Here is a 15,308-nt window from a genome sequence, read left to right as displayed (position 1 = left end):
TCGCCCTCCCCCCTGACGACCCCCTCTTTTATTGATTCATCTGAAGGTGAACTGACGATGTTGGTTGTGAACAATCCCGCCGCGCTGCGCGAGCAGATCGGTCAATGGCATCGCGAAGGCCGCGCCATCGCATTCGTGCCCACCATGGGCAATCTGCATCAGGGTCATCTCACCCTGGTCGAGGAGGCCCGCCGCCATGGCGACAAGGTGGTGGTCAGCATCTTTGTGAACCCCTTGCAGTTCGACAAGGCCGAGGATCTCGCCAACTACCCCCGCACCCTGGAGCAGGATTGCGCCGCCCTGGAGGCCGCCGGTGTGGACCTGGTCTTCACCCCGACGCCGGAGATCATGTATCCCCAGGGGCTCGCCAGCCAGACCTTCGTCGAGGTGCCCGGCATCTCCAGCCTGCTGGAAGGGGCGCTGCGTCCGGGGCATTTTCGCGGGGTCAGTACCGTGGTCACCAAGCTGTTCAATCTGGTACAACCGAACGTGGCCTGCTTTGGCGAGAAGGATTACCAGCAGCTCGCGCTCATTCGCAAGATGGTGGCCGACATGGCCATGCCCATCGAGATCGTGGGCGTGCCGACCGTGCGGGCCGAAGACGGGCTGGCCCTCTCTTCGCGCAACGGCTATCTGACCGCTGCCGAACGGACCATCGCCCCCGAGCTCGCGCGCACCATGAACTGGATTGCCGGGCAGATTGAAGCGGGGAACAGTCACCTCCCCTCCCTGGTTGCCCAGGCCAGCCAGCGCCTCGACAACGCGGGATTCAGGACGGATGCCATCGACATCGTCGATGCCGACACCCTGGAATCCGCCAGCGCCGAGAGCCAGCGCCTGGTGATCCTGATGGCCGCCTATCTGGGCAAGGCCCGCCTCATCGACAACCGGGTCGTCGCCCTGCGGGGTTGAGACACGGCAAGGAGACCACGATGTCCAAGAAGGTTTACTGCATCGCCCAGTTCCAGCCCAAGCCGGGCCAGGAGCAGGCCCTGTTCCGCGTCCTGCAAGGGCTCGAACCCGACACCCTGCGTGAAGATGGCTGCCTGCAGTACATCGTCACCCGCCATATCCAGAGCCCCTTTGCTGAGGGGGAGAGCTTCCCCATCGTCTTCAACGAGATCTGGCGCGACATGGCGAGCTTCGAGGCCCACTGCCAGCGCGCCGGTATCAAGGCCTTCTTCGAGCGCTACTGCCTCGCGGATGATGGCCTCGCGGCCAAGTGGAACGTCTGCGTCTACAGCGACGAGCCGGCGGACTACGATGCCCCGGCCCTCTGAGACCGACATGTGCAAATAAAAAGGCGCCCGAGGGCGCCTTTTTGCTGGCAGGTGCTGCGCCTCAGTGGCGCAGACCGGTGCCGCGGGAGATGAGCCACCAGGCCATCCCGTAGAGCACCAGGATGAAGCCGATGATGATGAGATAGGCGGTGCCGAGGGGCACGTCGGAGATCCCGAGGAAGCCGTAGCGGAACGCGTTCACCATGTAGATGATGGGGTTCACCTGGGAAACCCCCTGCCAGAACGGCGGCAGCAGGGTGATGGAGTAGAAGACGCCCCCCAGATAGGTCAGGGGAGTCAGGATGAAGGTCGGGATGATGCTGATGTCATCGAACGACTTCGCGAACACCGCGTTGATGAGCCCCCCCAGGGAGAAGAGGATGGAGGTGAGCAGCACGGTCACGCAGACGCTGAACAGGTGATGGATCTGCAGCGGCACGAAGAACAGCGACACCAGGGTGACGATGAGGCCGACACAGAGGCCGCGCGCCACGCCACCGCCCACATACCCCGCGATGATGATGTAGTTGGGCACCGGCGCCACCAGCAGCTCCTCCACGTTGCGCTGGAACTTGGCGCTGTAGAAGGAGGAGGCGACGTTGGAGTAGGAGTTGGTGATGACCGACATCATGATGAGGCCGGGTACGATGAACTCCATGTAGCTGAAGCCACCCATGTCACCGATGCGCGAGCCGATGAGGTTGCCGAAGATGACGAAGTAGAGGCTCATGGTGATGGCGGGCGGCACCAGGGTCTGGATCCAGATCCGGGTGAAGCGGCTCACTTCCTTGGCCAGAATGCTCTTGAAGGCGATGTAATAGGTCATGGGGTTCATGCTTTGCGACCCTCCTCTACCAGATTGACGAACAGCTCTTCCAGCCGGTTCGCCTTGTTGCGCATGCTGAGCACCTTCACCCCCTGGGCGGAGAGCTGCTCGAACAGGCTGTTTAGGGACTGGCTCTTCTCCAGCTCCACTTCCAGGGTGTTCTCATCCTGCATCCGGCCGTTGAACTCGGGCAGGGCCGGTACGGTGGAACCCGGCACCAGATCCAGCAGGAAGGTCTCGCGACCCAGCTTGCCGAGCAGGCTCTTCATGCTGGTGTTCTCGATGAGACGGCCCTTGTCGATGATGCCGATGTTGCGGCACAGCATCTCGGCCTCTTCCAGGTAGTGGGTGGTCAGGATGATGGTCACCCCCTGCTCGTTGAGATCCTTGAGGAAACTCCACATGGAACGACGGATCTCGATGTCCACCCCGGCGGTCGGCTCATCCAGGATCAGCAGCTTGGGCTCATGCATCAGGGCGCGGGCGATCATCAATCGGCGCTTCATGCCACCGGAGAGAGTGCGAGCCGCCATGTCGCGCTTGTCCCACAGATCGAGCTGGCGCAGGTACTTCTCGGCGCGCACCTTGGCCTCGGCCCGCGGCACTCCATAGAAACCGGCCTGGTGAGTCACTATCTGGCTCACCTTCTCGAACTGGCTGAAGTTGAACTCCTGGGGCACCAGACCAAGCTGGGACTTGGCCAGCTCCAGATCGGTATCGATGTCATGACCGAATACCTTCACCTTGCCGGCACTCTTGTTGACCAGTGAGCTGATCACGCCGATGGTGGTGGATTTGCCCGCCCCGTTGGGACCGAGCAGGGCGAAGAAATCCCCCTGTTTGACGGTGAGATCGATGCCCTTGAGGGCTTCGACGCCCCCCTGATAGGTCTTCTTCAGACCGCTGATTTCCAATGCGTTCATTGCAACCCCTGTGATGGATGAGCCCATCTCGAGACAGAAAAGGCGGCTGTGACGCCGCCTGAAGACAGTCGATGGCGGGCCGGCCAGCCTGCCTTGCTACTTCGGACCCGGCTTACTCTTGCGGTACCACCTTGCCAATGAAAGGCAGGTTACGGTACTTCTGGGCGTAGTCAATGCCACAGCCCACCACGAACTCGTCCGGGATGGAGAAGCCAAGCCAGTCCACCGGCACCTGAACCTCGCGGCGGGACGGTTTGTCCAGCAGGGTGCAGATGGCCAGGGATTTCGGCTCGCGCAGGGAGAGGATCTCGCGCACCTTGTTGAGGGTGTAACCGGTGTCGATGATGTCCTCCACGATCACCACGTCCTTGCCTTTGATGTCGTCATCCAGATCCTTGAGGATGCGCACGTCACGGGTGCTGTGCATGCCGGAGCCATAGCTGGAGGCAGTCATAAAGTCCAGGGTGATGGGCAACTGGCACTGACGGCAGAGATCCGCCAGGAAGACGCAGGAGCCGCGCAACAGGCCGATCATGACCACTTCCTCGGAGCCCTGGTAACGGGCGGTAATCTCTTCACCCAGCGTGGCGATCCGGGCTGCAACCTCGGCCTCGGGGATCATCACCTCGACAATGTGTTTCATCACATACTCCAATAATGACCAAAGGGTTATTGGCCGTTCATTAACGTCAAAACCGAGGATTCTACCACTCCAACCAGTGGGCGTCAGGCATACGTGATGCTTTTATCGGCTTATTTTAATTGATAGAGTTAGCAAGCCTTCGGGCATTATCGGTGACAATACTATAAACACCATAATCAATAACTATTAGATGAAAAAACTATGGAACCACGCGCAGAAATAAGACGTCGAACCCGGCTTTCGCCGGAGGCTCGCCGTGATCAATTGATGGAGTGTGCCGTCGAGGTATTTTCCCGTCGCGGCATCGGCCGTGCGGGGCATGCCGAGATAGCCGAACAGGCAAAGGTCTCGGTTGCGACCGTTTTTAACTATTTCAATACTCGTGAAGATCTGGTCGACGAAGTGCTGACAGAAATCGAAGCCTTCGTACAGCAGATCCTCGAACAGGCCTACAACGGTCAGGGCTCCGCCAGGGAGAGCATTCACCGCCACGTGAAGCTGTTCGTTGACGCCGCCTATGACAAGCCCGATCACGCCAGCATCTGGCTGGAGTGGAGCTCCTCGGTGCGGGAAGAAGTGTGGCCTCGCTACACCCGGCTGCTGGACAAGGCGCTGGAGCGCATTGCCCCCCACCTGCAACGGGCCATCGACAACGGCGAGATCCAGAGCGTGCTGTCGGCGCAGGATCTGGCCCGCTCCCTGACCGGTTTTGGCTATGTGATGATGCAGATGATCAATCAGCCGCAGCGTCCGAGCCGGGAAGAGGTGACTGATTTCCTGTTCAAGTACGTGACGGCCCCCATCCAGGCCAGCTGACTCGTGCAGATGTTGACAAAGCGGCGCCGGGCTTTACAGCCCNGCCCGGCGCCGCTTTTTTGTCCGCTCCCCGCCGTATCAGTGGTTTGCATAACCCCAGCGACTGGTCAACTCATGCTCGACACCCAGGTGGTCGAGGATGCGGGCGACCATGAAGTCCACCAGATCCTCGATGCTTTTGGGTTCATGGTAGAACCCTGGCGCCGCCGGCATAATGGTCACGCCAAGACGGGCAAGCTTGAGCATGTTTTCCAGATGGATCGCCGAGAAGGGGCTCTCCCGGGGCACCAGAATCAGCTGGCCCCGCTCCTTGATCACCACGTCCGCCGCGCGCTCCAGCAGGTTGTCCGAGGTGCCGTTGGCAATGGCCGAGACGGTGCCCATGGAGCAGGGGCAGACCACCATCTGTTTGGGGGCCGCCGAGCCGGAAGCCACCGGCGAGAACCACTCCTCCTTGCCGCAGGCGACGATCTGACCCTCTTTGGCACCATAATGGCGACAGAGGTACGCCGACATCTCCCTGGGGGAGCCCGGCCAATCCTGCTGCTGCTCGGTCTTGAGCACAACCCTGGCCGCCGAGGAGGCGAGCAGGAAGATCCGATAGTCCGCCTGCACCAGGCATTCCAGCAGGCGCAGGGCATAGGGTGCGCCGGAGGCGCCGGTCAGCGCCAGGGTGATGGCCTTGTTCATGATGCCCTCTGCAGCTCCTTGAGGCGGGCGATCAGCTTGTCGTGAATGCCGCCGAATCCGCCGTTGCTCATGATCAGAATATGATCCCCTGGGCGGCTCTCGGCCACCAGGGCGCCAATCAGGGCATCAAGGGCCTCGAATACCCGGGCAGGCCGGGTCATGTGGGCCGTCACCTCCCCCAGATCCCAGCCGATGTTGGGGGGCTGGAAGAAGAACACCTCGTCGGCACCGTCGAAGCAACCGGCCAGCTCCTCCTTGTGAACCCCCAGCTTCATGGTGTTGGAGCGAGGCTCCAGCACTGCCAGGATGCGGGCCTTGCCCACCTTGGCGCGCAGTCCACCCAGGGTGGTCTCGATGGCGGTGGGGTGATGGGCGAAGTCGTCATAGACGCTGATGCCGGCCACTTCCCCTTTCAGCTCCATGCGCCGCTTGGGGGACTTGAACTGGCAGAGGGCGTTGATCCCGTGCTCCACCATGACACCGGCATGACGGGCGGCGGCGATGGCCATCAGACCGTTGTTGATGTTGTGCTCGCCGATGCACTCCCAGTGCACCTCCCCCTGTTTCACGCCATCCAGCCACACCTCGAAGGCGGAGCCGTCATCGGCCAGCTTCACCGCCTTCCACTTGGCGTCGTCCTGGCCCACCAGCTCCACCTCGCTCCAGCAGCCCATCTCGCGCACGGCGGTAAGGTTGTCATCACCTTTGGGGAAGAGCACCCGGCCGTTGCTCGGCACGGTGCGCATCAGGTGGTGGAACTGGCGCTGGATGGCGGCGAGATCCGGGAAGATGTCGGCGTGGTCGAACTCCAGGTTGTTCATCACCAGGGTGCGCGGGTGGTAGTGGACAAACTTGGATCGCTTGTCGAAGAAGGCGCAGTCATATTCGTCCGCTTCAATCACAAAGAAGGGAGCCGAGCCGAGACGGGCGGAAACCGGGAAGTTACCCGGCACGCCGCCGATGAGGAAACCGGGTTCCAGCTTGGCATACTCCAGCACCCAGGCCAGCATGCTGGCGGTGGTGGTCTTGCCATGGGTGCCCGCGACGGCCAGCACCCAGCGATCCTTCAGCACGTGCTCCAGCAGCCACTGAGGGCCGGAGATATAGGGCAGATTGCGGTCCAGCACATATTCCACACAGGGGTTGCCACGGCTCATGGCATTGCCGATCACCACCAGATCCGGCGCCGGATCGAGCTGGGAGGGGTCGTAGCCTTCGGTCAGTTCGATGCCCTGTTGCTCGAGCTGGGTGCTCATGGGGGGATAGACGTTGGCATCGGAGCCGGTCACCCGATAGCCAAGCTGTTTTGCCAACACCGCCAGACCACCCATGAAGGTGCCGCAGATCCCGAGAATGTGAATGTGCATACCGCTGCCTTTTCCAGTAAAGGGAGTGCGCATTCTAGGGTCTGTTGACCCGGTGGCACAAGCCGCGCCCATGGGGAGCGAAGGCATCCGCGCCCGCAGACGACAGAAATCGGGCAAGCGCGGGGAAAAGCTACCCTCCGCCACGCCACCCGGCCCTTGAAATATGGTCATTTGACGGGACATCGCTATAATGTCGGCCTGCAAACTTGACTCCAACACTCAAAGGAAACGTCATGAGCCTGAACCTGGTACCGGCCGGCAAGAGCCTGCCTGACGACATCTACGTCATCATCGAAATCCCGCAGAACGCCGACCCGATCAAATACGAAGTCGACAAGGACAGCGGCGCCATCTTCGTTGACCGTTTCATGTCCACCCCGATGTTCTACCCGTGCAACTACGGTTACGTGAACGCCACCCTGTCCCTGGACGGGGATCCGGTCGACGTGCTGGTTCCGACTCCCTACCCGCTGCTGGCCGGCTCCGTCATCCGCTGCCGCCCGGTCGGTGTGCTGAAGATGACCGACGAATCAGGCGAAGACGCCAAGATCGTGGCCGTTCCCCACTCCAAGCTGACCAAGCAGTACGATCACATCCAGGATGTGAACGATCTGCCCGAGCTGCTGAAAGCCCAGATCCAGCACTTCTTCGAGCGCTACAAAGAGCTGGAAGCGGGCAAGTGGGTCAAGGTGGAAGGTTGGGGCGACAAGGCTGCTGCCGAAGCAGAGATCAAGACCTCTGCCGAGCGTTACGCTGCAAAATAAGCGTATTCCTCGCAAAAAAGGCGCCTTATGGCGCCTTTTTTATGGGGCGTTGCGGAGACGCTCCGGGGGGATCCCCCTGGATATAGAGGTCGCGCCCGTTTTGCCGATAGGGGCGGTAATAGTCATCACCGCAGCGATATTCCTGACCGGCACCTCCCACCAGATCGCAGTTGACCGGCAGCACCTCCAGCCACTTGATGGCCTGCTGGAAGCGCAGCCACTCCTGCCATTCATGCTCCCGGGCCAGCTGATCCCGCAAGGCGAAGGTATCCGCGCTGGACAATCCCTGATTGACGATGACCTGCCCCGCCAGCGCCGGCGTGGCCACCAATATCAGCAGAAACCGTGAAACAAGCTTCATGATGATTTCCCCCATGACTTATTTCCTGAATTAAATTTAAAGTCAGATCAGATAATTACCAATATATCTGTCACCAGACCAATCCAAATGCCGGTCACTCACCTAGTTGTTTATTATCAACCCAGGCGGAGGCGCACCATGAAACTGGCACAAGGCTTTCTGTGCAGTCTGCTCTTCGGCACCATGGCGCAGGCCAACGAGATCAACCTGAGCTGGCAGTGGCAATCTGCGGATGGTCAGCAAAAGCACCTGCAATTGACGGCAGATGAGCGCACCTTTTCAGCCAGCCGTCACGAGATGACACAGCTCGACACCGCCCTCAACTTCCCGCTGGAAACACTCTACTCCTACATCAGTCCGCGCCTCTACAACAGCATCAACCAGATCAACCAGCACAGCCCGGAGACGGCTACCAAGTTCCGCAACCTGGAACAGGCCTTTACCCTGCACGACAGCAGCCTCGAATCCGCCCAGTTCTGGCAGGCCTACCGGCAATATCAGGAGGACGCCTTCTACGAGATGCGGGTCCAACCCTGCGTTCACCCGGCCAATCAGAAGCTGCCCTGTGTGCGCCCCAACTACTCCCAGCTGTTCTATCAGTTCAAGGGAGACCTCAAACCCCTGGCACAGCAGTTTTCGGCCAAGGATCTCGCCACCAGCGTCATCCTGCTGCAGGAGTGGCTGAGCGGCATCCCCACCCCGCCCGAGCAGATGGACCACTTCGCTCCGCCCTTGCAGGCCCTGCAGGACAACAAGGCCGACAGCGACGAGAAGGCGCTGCTCATGGCCAGTCTGCTGGCGGAGCTGGCGCCCCAGTACAGCCTCAGCATCATCTATCCGAACATCAGCATCGGCAGCGTCTCGCCGGCCTGGCTCGCCATCACGGCCGACAGCGGCCTTGAGGGAGACACCCTGGTGATCGGCAATCAGCGCCACGTGCTGCTCACCGGTTCTCCCCTGCTGGCCCAGCAGATGACGATGGCCCAGATTCCCTTGATCAGCGAACCGCTCTACTAGCCTCTTCTGACCATCACTTGCTTTTGATGGATGACATGCCATCCTTGCCGCCATCATTGGGGGATGGCGCCCATGTTGACAAGATCACCGTCGCACCCTGCATTATTTAACACTTTTTAAACAGATCCGATCAGTTTAGGATGTTCAGGGTCCCATTCCCTCGACCCAAAAATCGTTATAACATCACAAAGGAGTGTCATCCGGATGAAACATCTCGTGCTTACTCTGGCGCTGCTGCCAACCCTGGTCATGGCCCACAACATCAAGGAATCAACCCAGGTGCCGCTGGTCAACATCAGCGACAAGGGGGAGCTGGTGCTCAAGGAGAAGGAGATCAGCTATCAGCCCTGGCAGAGCAAGGTCCTGACCGGCAAGGTCTTCCTGATCCAGCACATCGCGGGTCGCTCCAGCGCCAAGGAGCTCAATGCCCCCATGATCGAGGCGATCAAGGCGGCCAAGCTGCCCCACGACAAGTACCAGACCGTCACCATCATCAACAGCAATGACGCCATCTGGGGCACGTCCGGTTTCGTGAAGAGCAGTGCCGAGGACAGCAAGAAGGAGTTCCCCTGGTCCGCCATGGTGCTGGATGCCAAGGGGATGGCCCGCAACGCCTGGGCGCTTACCCCGGAAAGTTCGGCCATCATACTGCTGGATAAAGAGGGCAAGGTGCTGTTTGCCAAAGATGGCCAGCTCGATGCCGCCGAGATAACCAAGGTGATGGGGCTCATCCAGTCCCATCTCTGAATCAGAGAGAAGGGCGCTGATGGCGCCCTTTCCACAAGGGTCTATGGGTCGTTCCACACTGACAATCTGGGTGTTGCTGCTGGGCTGGTTGTGGATGCAACCGGTGCTGGCACAGCACCCTCTTGAAGCTGCCCTGCCCGATCACGGTCATGCCTGCACCCTCTGCGTCCTGCATCTGGATGGCAAGCTGGCACTGACGCCGACCCCCGTACTCCCTCCCCTCTCCTTTGGCATCGACCGGTATATCGGCACTCCCCAACCGAGGGCGGCCACCGGCACCACGGGACATCGCCGTATCCGCGCCCCGCCGCCCCTTCATTGTTTCTTTTTTTGAACCAATCTTTTCTCTATTTATTCAAAAGGATTAACGATGAAAGCAGTCACCCTGTTGCTGGCCGCTGCCGCCTTCGGCGCCCAGGCCAATCACGACGAACACGAAAGCCACAGCCACGGTGCCCATGAGCACGGTCACGGCCACCTCAACCTGGTACTCGACGGCAACCAGCTGATGATCGAGTTGCAGGCCCCTGCCGCCGATCTGGTGGGCTTCGAGCATGCCGCCAACACCGATGAGGAGAAAGCGCAGTATGCCAAGGCGGTGGCCCGCCTCCAGCAGCCCGACGCCCTCTTCCGTTTCGACCCGGCCGCCGGCTGCAAGCTGACCCAGCAAGAGCTGCAGGCCGCCAAGGAAGATCATGACCATGAGCACGAGCACGAGCACGAGCACGTCAAGGCTGATGGCGCTCACGATGAACACCATCACGACGACGCGGGCCATGCGGACATGGGAGCCATGTACACCTACACCTGCGCTACCCCGGCCAAGCTCACCGGTCTCGAGGCCACCCTGTTCAGCCTCTACCCGAGCCTGGAGAAGCTGAGCGTGCAGGGCATACTGCCCACCGGCCAGACCGCCGCCGAACTGACTCCGTCCGCCAACAAACTGGGCTGGTAACACCATGAAACATGCCGTGGTTGAGATCCGTGATCTGGCCTTTGCCTGGCCGGGTCACGAAGCCGTCCTCGATCTGCCCGCCCTTCGCATCCACGAGGGTGAGCGCGTCTTCATCAAGGGCCCATCGGGTTGTGGCAAGTCCACCCTACTCGGGTTGCTGGCCGGTATCCAGACCGCCAACCACGGCACCCTGGAGGTGCTGGGCCAGCCCCTGGCCCGGCTTTCCGGCCGCGCCCGTGACCAGTTCCGGGCGGCCAATCTGGGGTACATCTTCCAGCAGTTCAATCTGCTGCCGTTTCTCTCGGTGCAGGACAACGTCACCGCTGCCCTCACCTTTTCACCCGCCAAGCGGGCCCGCCTGACAGGGAGCCCCGAGCAGGAGGCGCGCCGCCTGCTGGCAGAACTGCAACTGCCGGATGAGGCACTCCATCGCCCCGTCCACGCCCTCAGCATCGGCCAGCAGCAGCGAGTCGCCGCCGCCCGCGCCCTGATAGGCTCCCCTCCTCTGGTGATCGCCGACGAGCCCACCTCGGCCCTAGACAGCGACAACCGGGCCGCCTTCATCCGGCTGCTGTTCGAGGAGTGTGACAAGCAGGGATCTACCCTGGTCTTCGTCAGTCACGATCCCTATCTGGAGCCCCTCTTCCCCCGGGTGGAGAACCTGCAACAGCTCAACCGGAGGGCGGCATGACCACACGCCATCATCTCGCAGCCCGTCCGGCCATCTCCCCTTCACTGCGGAGGCTCTCATGCTGAAACTCGCCCTGCAAAGTCTCTGGGCCCGTCGCCTCACCGCCGGGCTCACCCTGCTGGCCGTCGCCATCAGCGTCACCCTGCTGCTCGGGGTGGAGCGGGTGCGCAGTCAGGCACGGGACAGCTTCGCCAACACCGTCTCCGGCACCGATCTCATCGTCGGCGCCCGCTCCGGCCAGGTGAACCTGCTGCTCTATTCGGTGTTTCGCATCGGCAACCCCACCAACAACGTGGGCTGGGACTCCTACCAGGCCATCAAGGCCAGGCCCGGTATCGCCTGGACCATCCCCCTCTCCCTCGGCGACTCCCACAAGGGGTTTCGCGTGCTCGGCACCAACGGGGACTACTTCACCCACCTGAAGTACGGCAAGCAGCAGGCGCTCGTCCTGCGCGAAGGTCGCCCCTTCGAAACACCGTTTGAAGCGGTGCTGGGTGCCCAGGTGGCCGAAAAGCTCGGCTATCACCTGGATCAATCCATCGTCATCGCCCATGGCGCCGGCAACACCTCGTTCAGCCAGCACGACAACATGCCGTTCAAGGTGGTGGGGATCCTGGCCCCCACCGGCACCCCCATCGATCGCACCATTCATGTGCCGCTGGCGGGCATAGAGGCGATCCATCTGGGCTGGGACACCGGTCGTCACAACAAGAACGTGACCCCGGAACAGGCGATGGCGCTGGATCTCACCCCCAAGACCATCACCGCCTTCATGGTGGGGCTGAGCAACCGGATCCTGGCGTTCCAGTTGCAACGCAGCGTCAACACCTATCCCAGGGAGCCCCTGATGGCCATCCTGCCGGGGGCCGCCCTGCAGGAGCTCTGGGGGCTGATGAGCGTGGCGGAGACCGCCCTGTCGGTGATCGCGGGCTTCGTGGTGGTGGCGGGCCTCATCGGCATGCTGACCACCCTGCTCGCCGGCCTCAACGAGCGGCGCCGCGAGCTCGCCATTCTGCGCTCCCTGGGGGCGGGCCCTGCCCATCTCTTCCTGCTGTTGGCGCTGGAGGCGATGGCACTCACCACGGCGGGCATCGCCCTCGGGGTGGCCGCGCTCTATCTCGGTCAGGGGCTTGCTAGCCCCTGGCTGCTCAGCCACTATGGCCTGCAAATGAGCCTGGGTCTGCCGAGCGCCTATGAGTGGCAACTGCTGGGCCTGGTCTGGCTGGCGGGCATGGTGATCGGGCTGCTGCCTGCCGCCCGCGCTTACCGCTACAGCCTGAGCGACGGCATGAGCATTCGCGTCTGACCCGACGCATCCGACCAAGAGAGAAGAACAGATGATGAAGTGGAAAATAGTGGCGCTGCTGGCCAGCCTGCTGGTGCTGCCTGCCATGGCCGCAGATTACAAGACCATCGACTGGGATATCCTCATCCCGGAGGGGGAAAAACTGCTGCCACCGCCCCAGGTCAGCCATGATGGCGACTTCTCCTCGGTGCCGCAGCCGGTGGGGGGCGTCAACAAGAAGCTGGACAATCAGGAGGTGCGGATCCCCGGGTTCGTGGTGCCCCTGGAAGGGGATGCCAAGACCATCACCGCCTTCCTGCTGGTCCCCTACTTTGGCGCCTGCATTCACGTGCCGCCCCCGCCCACCAACCAGGTGATCTACGTGAGCTACCCCAAGGGGGCGCCGGTGGATGACCTCTGGGACGCCATCTGGGTCAAGGGCAAGATGCACACCGTCAGCTCCAGCCACGAGATGGCCACCGCTTCCTACTCCATGGACGCGGTCGAGGTCAGCGTCTACGAAGAGTGAGCCCCTGATGGCCTCCCCCGGGAGGCCATTTTTTATCCCGTGACGACCCCGGCAAAGGGATTGTTCATGGATCTGGTTGGAGTAACATTCACTACCAGACCTTGCCATCACGGAGCCAGCATGGCTGACCTGCCCCCCAAGAAAGAGAGTTCCATCCTGAGCAGCCAGGAGCAGACCCTGCGCCTGGCCCGCAGCCGCGGCATCGATGGCATGCTCACCCGCAACAGCGACAGCACCTTCGAGCAGCGCGCCACTTTCCGCCAGCTGGCGGAGCAGGCCACCCGCCAGCGCAATCTGGAATCCATCATGGTGATGGCCGCGCGCCACTGCGAAGAGACCGCCGCCGGCGGCGAGATAGACAGCGACTGGCTCACCCGCTTCCTGCAACTGGCCGAAGACATCAGCATGACCCCCATGCAGCAGTTGTGGGGCCGCATCTTCGCCCTGGAAGTGGCGACCCCGGGCCGCTTCTCCATCCGTGCCCTCAACACCCTCAAGGAGATGACCCAGCGCGAAGCCCAGCTGTTCCAGCGCATCTGCGCCCTCTCCTGCCACTACGAGGGCAGCGACGAGCAGCGTCTGCTGCTGGGCATGCACAAGGGGGCCAGCCTGCTCAGTCGCGCCAAGGTCACCCGAATGGGGCTCGGCAAATACCGGGTGCCCTACAGCGCCCTGCTGCTGTTGTGCGATCTCGGGCTGCTGCACCGTGGCGAGCTCGAATCCGGTCCCCTGCCCGCCGACGGGGTCGAGCTGGCCTTTGGCAACCAGCGCTGGCGTCTGCGCCAACGCCAGAGCAACCTCACCCTGCTCTATTACCGGCTCACCCCTGTAGGCAACGAGCTTGCCCTGCTGCTGGACGAGCCCCCCCTGGAGGAGTACCTGCAGGATCTGAAGACCCTGCTCTCCACCCACCTGCAGATAGAGACCCAGATGCCGGCCCCGGTCAGCGAGCCGGATCTGCCCGCCTGAGGCTGGCGGAGGCCCCGGCCCCGCCTTGCCAAATTGCGAAACCCGCCCCGCCATTGCCAAAACGGCTCCCAAAAAGCGAATCCTGACGGCAGGGGCGGACGCGAGCCCGGGCCATGTTCCCCCCTCTGCGGGTTTTGAGCGCAAAAGAGACATATAGAGCGCAATTTAAGCGTTTTTGGGCACTCTGGTGTACGAATTGCAACCAGTGTAGTGGTCAACTAAATCCGGACACACAGTTAAGCCGATTTTCGGCCTCTGCTGGCGGTATCCCATCATTGTGTTGATGCGGGCGCCGCCAGTTGTAGTAATCCATCAGGTAGTAGCTGATATCCCGCTTGGCTTCCCGCAGGCTCATGTACCCCGTGGTCGGAAGCCATTCCGTCTTGAGGCTCCTGAACAGCCGCTCCATCGGCGCGTTATCCCAGCAGTTGCCACGCCGACTCATGCTCTGGGTCATGCGATAGCGCCACAGCCGTTGCCGAAATACCCGGCTGCCGTATTGGCTGCCCTGGTCGGAGTGAAACAGCACGCCAGACGGGCAGCCCCGTTGCTGATACGCCATGTCGAGCGCTTTCACGGCCAACTCAGCATCAGGCCTGCCGGACATCGCCCAGCCCACGACCCGTCGGGTGTGGAGGTCGAGCACCGCGGCCAGGTAATGCCAGCGGCCACCTGCCCATACGTAAGTGATGTCGCCGCACCACACCTGATTGGGTTGCTGGACATCAAATTCACGCGCCAGAAGATTGGGAATATCCGGTCGTTCAGACCGCGCGACCTGATAACGATGAGCTCCCGGTTGTTTGGAGACCAGCCCGGCCTCCTTCATCAGGCGACGCACCTTGAACCGACCAATCTGATGCCCCAGTGCCCGCATCATTGACATCAAGGCCCGGCTGCCAGCTGAGCCTCTACTCTCTTTGAACAAACACCGTAACTCACTTCTCTGCTGCACCCGTTCACGGTTAATTGTGCGCCTGCGAGCCAGATAGTCGTAAAAACAGGCGGTTGGTATACCGAAAGCGCAACAGACCAGGGTGGTGGGGGCTTGCTCCCTTAATCGGTCTATCAGCGCGTACGTTCGAGTTCGTCCGCCATCAAGAGAGCAGTAGCCTTTTTTAGAATGGCCTTTTCGCGTTCAAGCCGGTTGATGCGGGCTTCCAACTCCTGAATTTTTTGCTGCTCAGGGGTCAGCGCCCGGTTAGCAGGTGTAGCGCCACTTCGTTCTGATTGAAGTTGCTGAACCCATCGACGCAGCACGGTTTCGCCGACATCCAGTGAACGGCTGGCTTCGGGGACTGAATAGCCTTGGTCGAGCACCAGGGATGCGGCTTCCAGCTTGAACTCGGCAGTAAATGAGCGACGTAATCTTGTCATTGAACACCTCAAATAATGGTGGCGACTGTACCACCTAAAACGGTGTCCGGGATGATTAGACCACTACA

The 15,308-nt window shown here is 61.4% G+C and carries 19 protein-coding genes; 12 read left to right on the top strand and 7 right to left on the bottom strand.

Annotated elements, in window-relative coordinates; genetic code table 11:
• Positions 1–57 precede the first annotated feature (57 nt).
• Positions 58–912, top strand: coding sequence for a pantoate--beta-alanine ligase (gene panC / locus AB5Y59_RS11165; RefSeq protein ID WP_368211992.1), 855 nt, complete (start codon positions 58–60; stop codon positions 910–912).
• A 20-nt stretch (positions 913–932) separates the two neighbouring features.
• Positions 933–1,280 (top strand): putative quinol monooxygenase, encoded by a 348-nt coding sequence (locus tag AB5Y59_RS11160; protein WP_010675576.1) that lies wholly within the window; start codon positions 933–935, stop codon positions 1,278–1,280.
• A gap of 61 nt (positions 1,281–1,341) precedes the next feature.
• On the opposite strand, the gene AB5Y59_RS11155 is transcribed toward AB5Y59_RS11160, so the two are convergent.
• The 3 genes from AB5Y59_RS11155 to hpt all read right to left on the bottom strand — a co-directional run bounded on the left by AB5Y59_RS11155 (position 1,342) and on the right by hpt (position 3,672).
• Positions 1,342–2,115, bottom strand: a complete 774-nt coding sequence (locus AB5Y59_RS11155) for an ABC transporter permease (RefSeq protein ID WP_010675577.1) — start codon at positions 2,113–2,115, stop codon at positions 1,342–1,344.
• A complete protein-coding gene (locus AB5Y59_RS11150; protein ID WP_039040845.1) occupies positions 2,112–3,029 on the bottom strand; it encodes an ABC transporter ATP-binding protein in 918 nt (305 codons plus the stop codon). Before AB5Y59_RS11150 ends, AB5Y59_RS11155 begins: the two co-directional genes overlap by 4 nt.
• Before the next feature lie 112 nt (positions 3,030–3,141).
• Positions 3,142–3,672: a hypoxanthine phosphoribosyltransferase gene (gene hpt / locus AB5Y59_RS11145; protein ID WP_010675579.1), complete on the bottom strand. Its 531-nt coding sequence runs from the start codon at positions 3,670–3,672 to the stop codon at positions 3,142–3,144.
• Positions 3,673–3,873: 201 nt separating this feature from the next.
• On the opposite strand from hpt, the gene AB5Y59_RS11140 reads away from it, so the two are divergent.
• Positions 3,874–4,488: a TetR/AcrR family transcriptional regulator gene (locus AB5Y59_RS11140; protein ID WP_029314803.1), complete on the top strand. Its 615-nt coding sequence runs from the start codon at positions 3,874–3,876 to the stop codon at positions 4,486–4,488.
• A 78-nt stretch (positions 4,489–4,566) separates the two neighbouring features.
• Here AB5Y59_RS11140 and AB5Y59_RS11135 read toward each other — a convergent pair whose 3' ends face one another.
• Complete coding sequence (locus AB5Y59_RS11135; RefSeq protein WP_368211991.1) at positions 4,567–5,178, bottom strand: flavin prenyltransferase UbiX; 612 nt, start codon at positions 5,176–5,178, stop codon at positions 4,567–4,569.
• Entirely contained in the window at positions 5,175–6,545 is a 1,371-nt protein-coding gene (gene mpl, locus AB5Y59_RS11130; protein WP_139737274.1) for a UDP-N-acetylmuramate:L-alanyl-gamma-D-glutamyl-meso-diaminopimelate ligase, read from the bottom strand. The genes AB5Y59_RS11135 and mpl overlap by 4 nt, the downstream gene beginning before the upstream one ends.
• A gap of 233 nt (positions 6,546–6,778) precedes the next feature.
• Between mpl and ppa the strand changes: the two genes are divergently transcribed.
• The gene (gene ppa / locus AB5Y59_RS11125; protein ID WP_005335667.1) at positions 6,779–7,309 is read left to right on the top strand and encodes an inorganic diphosphatase; all 531 of its coding nucleotides are present in this window, start codon (positions 6,779–6,781) and stop codon (positions 7,307–7,309) included.
• Positions 7,310–7,334: 25 nt separating this feature from the next.
• On the opposite strand, the gene AB5Y59_RS11120 is transcribed toward ppa, so the two are convergent.
• Positions 7,335–7,685 carry a hypothetical protein gene (locus AB5Y59_RS11120; RefSeq protein ID WP_010675583.1) on the bottom strand — a complete coding sequence of 117 codons (351 nt, stop codon included), beginning with the start codon at positions 7,683–7,685 and terminating at the stop codon, positions 7,335–7,337.
• A 123-nt stretch (positions 7,686–7,808) separates the two neighbouring features.
• Here AB5Y59_RS11120 and AB5Y59_RS11115 point away from each other — a divergent pair, with 123 nt between their 5' ends.
• From AB5Y59_RS11115 to AB5Y59_RS11080, 8 genes are all read left to right on the top strand, one after another.
• Positions 7,809–8,687: a hypothetical protein gene (locus AB5Y59_RS11115; RefSeq protein WP_042880471.1), complete on the top strand. Its 879-nt coding sequence runs from the start codon at positions 7,809–7,811 to the stop codon at positions 8,685–8,687.
• Positions 8,688–8,891: 204 nt separating this feature from the next.
• Complete coding sequence (locus AB5Y59_RS11110) at positions 8,892–9,434, top strand: YtfJ family protein (RefSeq protein ID WP_010675585.1); 543 nt, start codon at positions 8,892–8,894, stop codon at positions 9,432–9,434.
• 43 nt (positions 9,435–9,477) lie between these two features.
• Positions 9,478–9,768 (top strand): hypothetical protein, encoded by a 291-nt coding sequence (locus AB5Y59_RS11105; RefSeq protein WP_080944090.1) that lies wholly within the window; start codon positions 9,478–9,480, stop codon positions 9,766–9,768.
• Positions 9,769–9,804: 36 nt separating this feature from the next.
• Positions 9,805–10,389: a DUF2796 domain-containing protein gene (locus AB5Y59_RS11100; protein WP_368211990.1), complete on the top strand. Its 585-nt coding sequence runs from the start codon at positions 9,805–9,807 to the stop codon at positions 10,387–10,389.
• A gap of 4 nt (positions 10,390–10,393) precedes the next feature.
• The gene (locus tag AB5Y59_RS11095; protein ID WP_368211989.1) at positions 10,394–11,080 is read left to right on the top strand and encodes an ABC transporter ATP-binding protein; all 687 of its coding nucleotides are present in this window, start codon (positions 10,394–10,396) and stop codon (positions 11,078–11,080) included.
• 58 nt (positions 11,081–11,138) lie between these two features.
• Positions 11,139–12,386 carry an ABC transporter permease gene (locus AB5Y59_RS11090; RefSeq protein ID WP_368211988.1) on the top strand — a complete coding sequence of 416 codons (1,248 nt, stop codon included), beginning with the start codon at positions 11,139–11,141 and terminating at the stop codon, positions 12,384–12,386.
• 31 nt (positions 12,387–12,417) lie between these two features.
• On the top strand, positions 12,418–12,894 hold the full coding sequence (locus AB5Y59_RS11085) for a DUF3299 domain-containing protein (RefSeq protein ID WP_010675589.1): 477 nt from the start codon (positions 12,418–12,420) through the stop codon (positions 12,892–12,894).
• A gap of 120 nt (positions 12,895–13,014) precedes the next feature.
• Positions 13,015–13,863 (top strand): TIGR03899 family protein, encoded by an 849-nt coding sequence (locus AB5Y59_RS11080; RefSeq protein ID WP_010675590.1) that lies wholly within the window; start codon positions 13,015–13,017, stop codon positions 13,861–13,863.
• Between the two features lie 214 nt (positions 13,864–14,077).
• Here the strand turns inward: AB5Y59_RS11080 and AB5Y59_RS11075 are convergent.
• Positions 14,078–15,240 (bottom strand): IS3 family transposase gene (locus AB5Y59_RS11075; RefSeq protein ID WP_103243192.1). Its coding sequence is split into 2 segments (ribosomal slippage): positions 14,078–14,985 and positions 14,985–15,240, totalling 1,164 coding nucleotides; the frame shifts between segments, so codons are not numbered across the junction.
• Positions 15,241–15,308 lie beyond the last annotated feature (68 nt).

Source organism: Aeromonas sp. s10, assembly GCF_040907975.1.
GTDB lineage: Bacteria > Pseudomonadota > Gammaproteobacteria > Enterobacterales > Aeromonadaceae > Aeromonas > Aeromonas caviae.
This window is presented reverse-complemented; position numbering and strand designations above follow the sequence as displayed.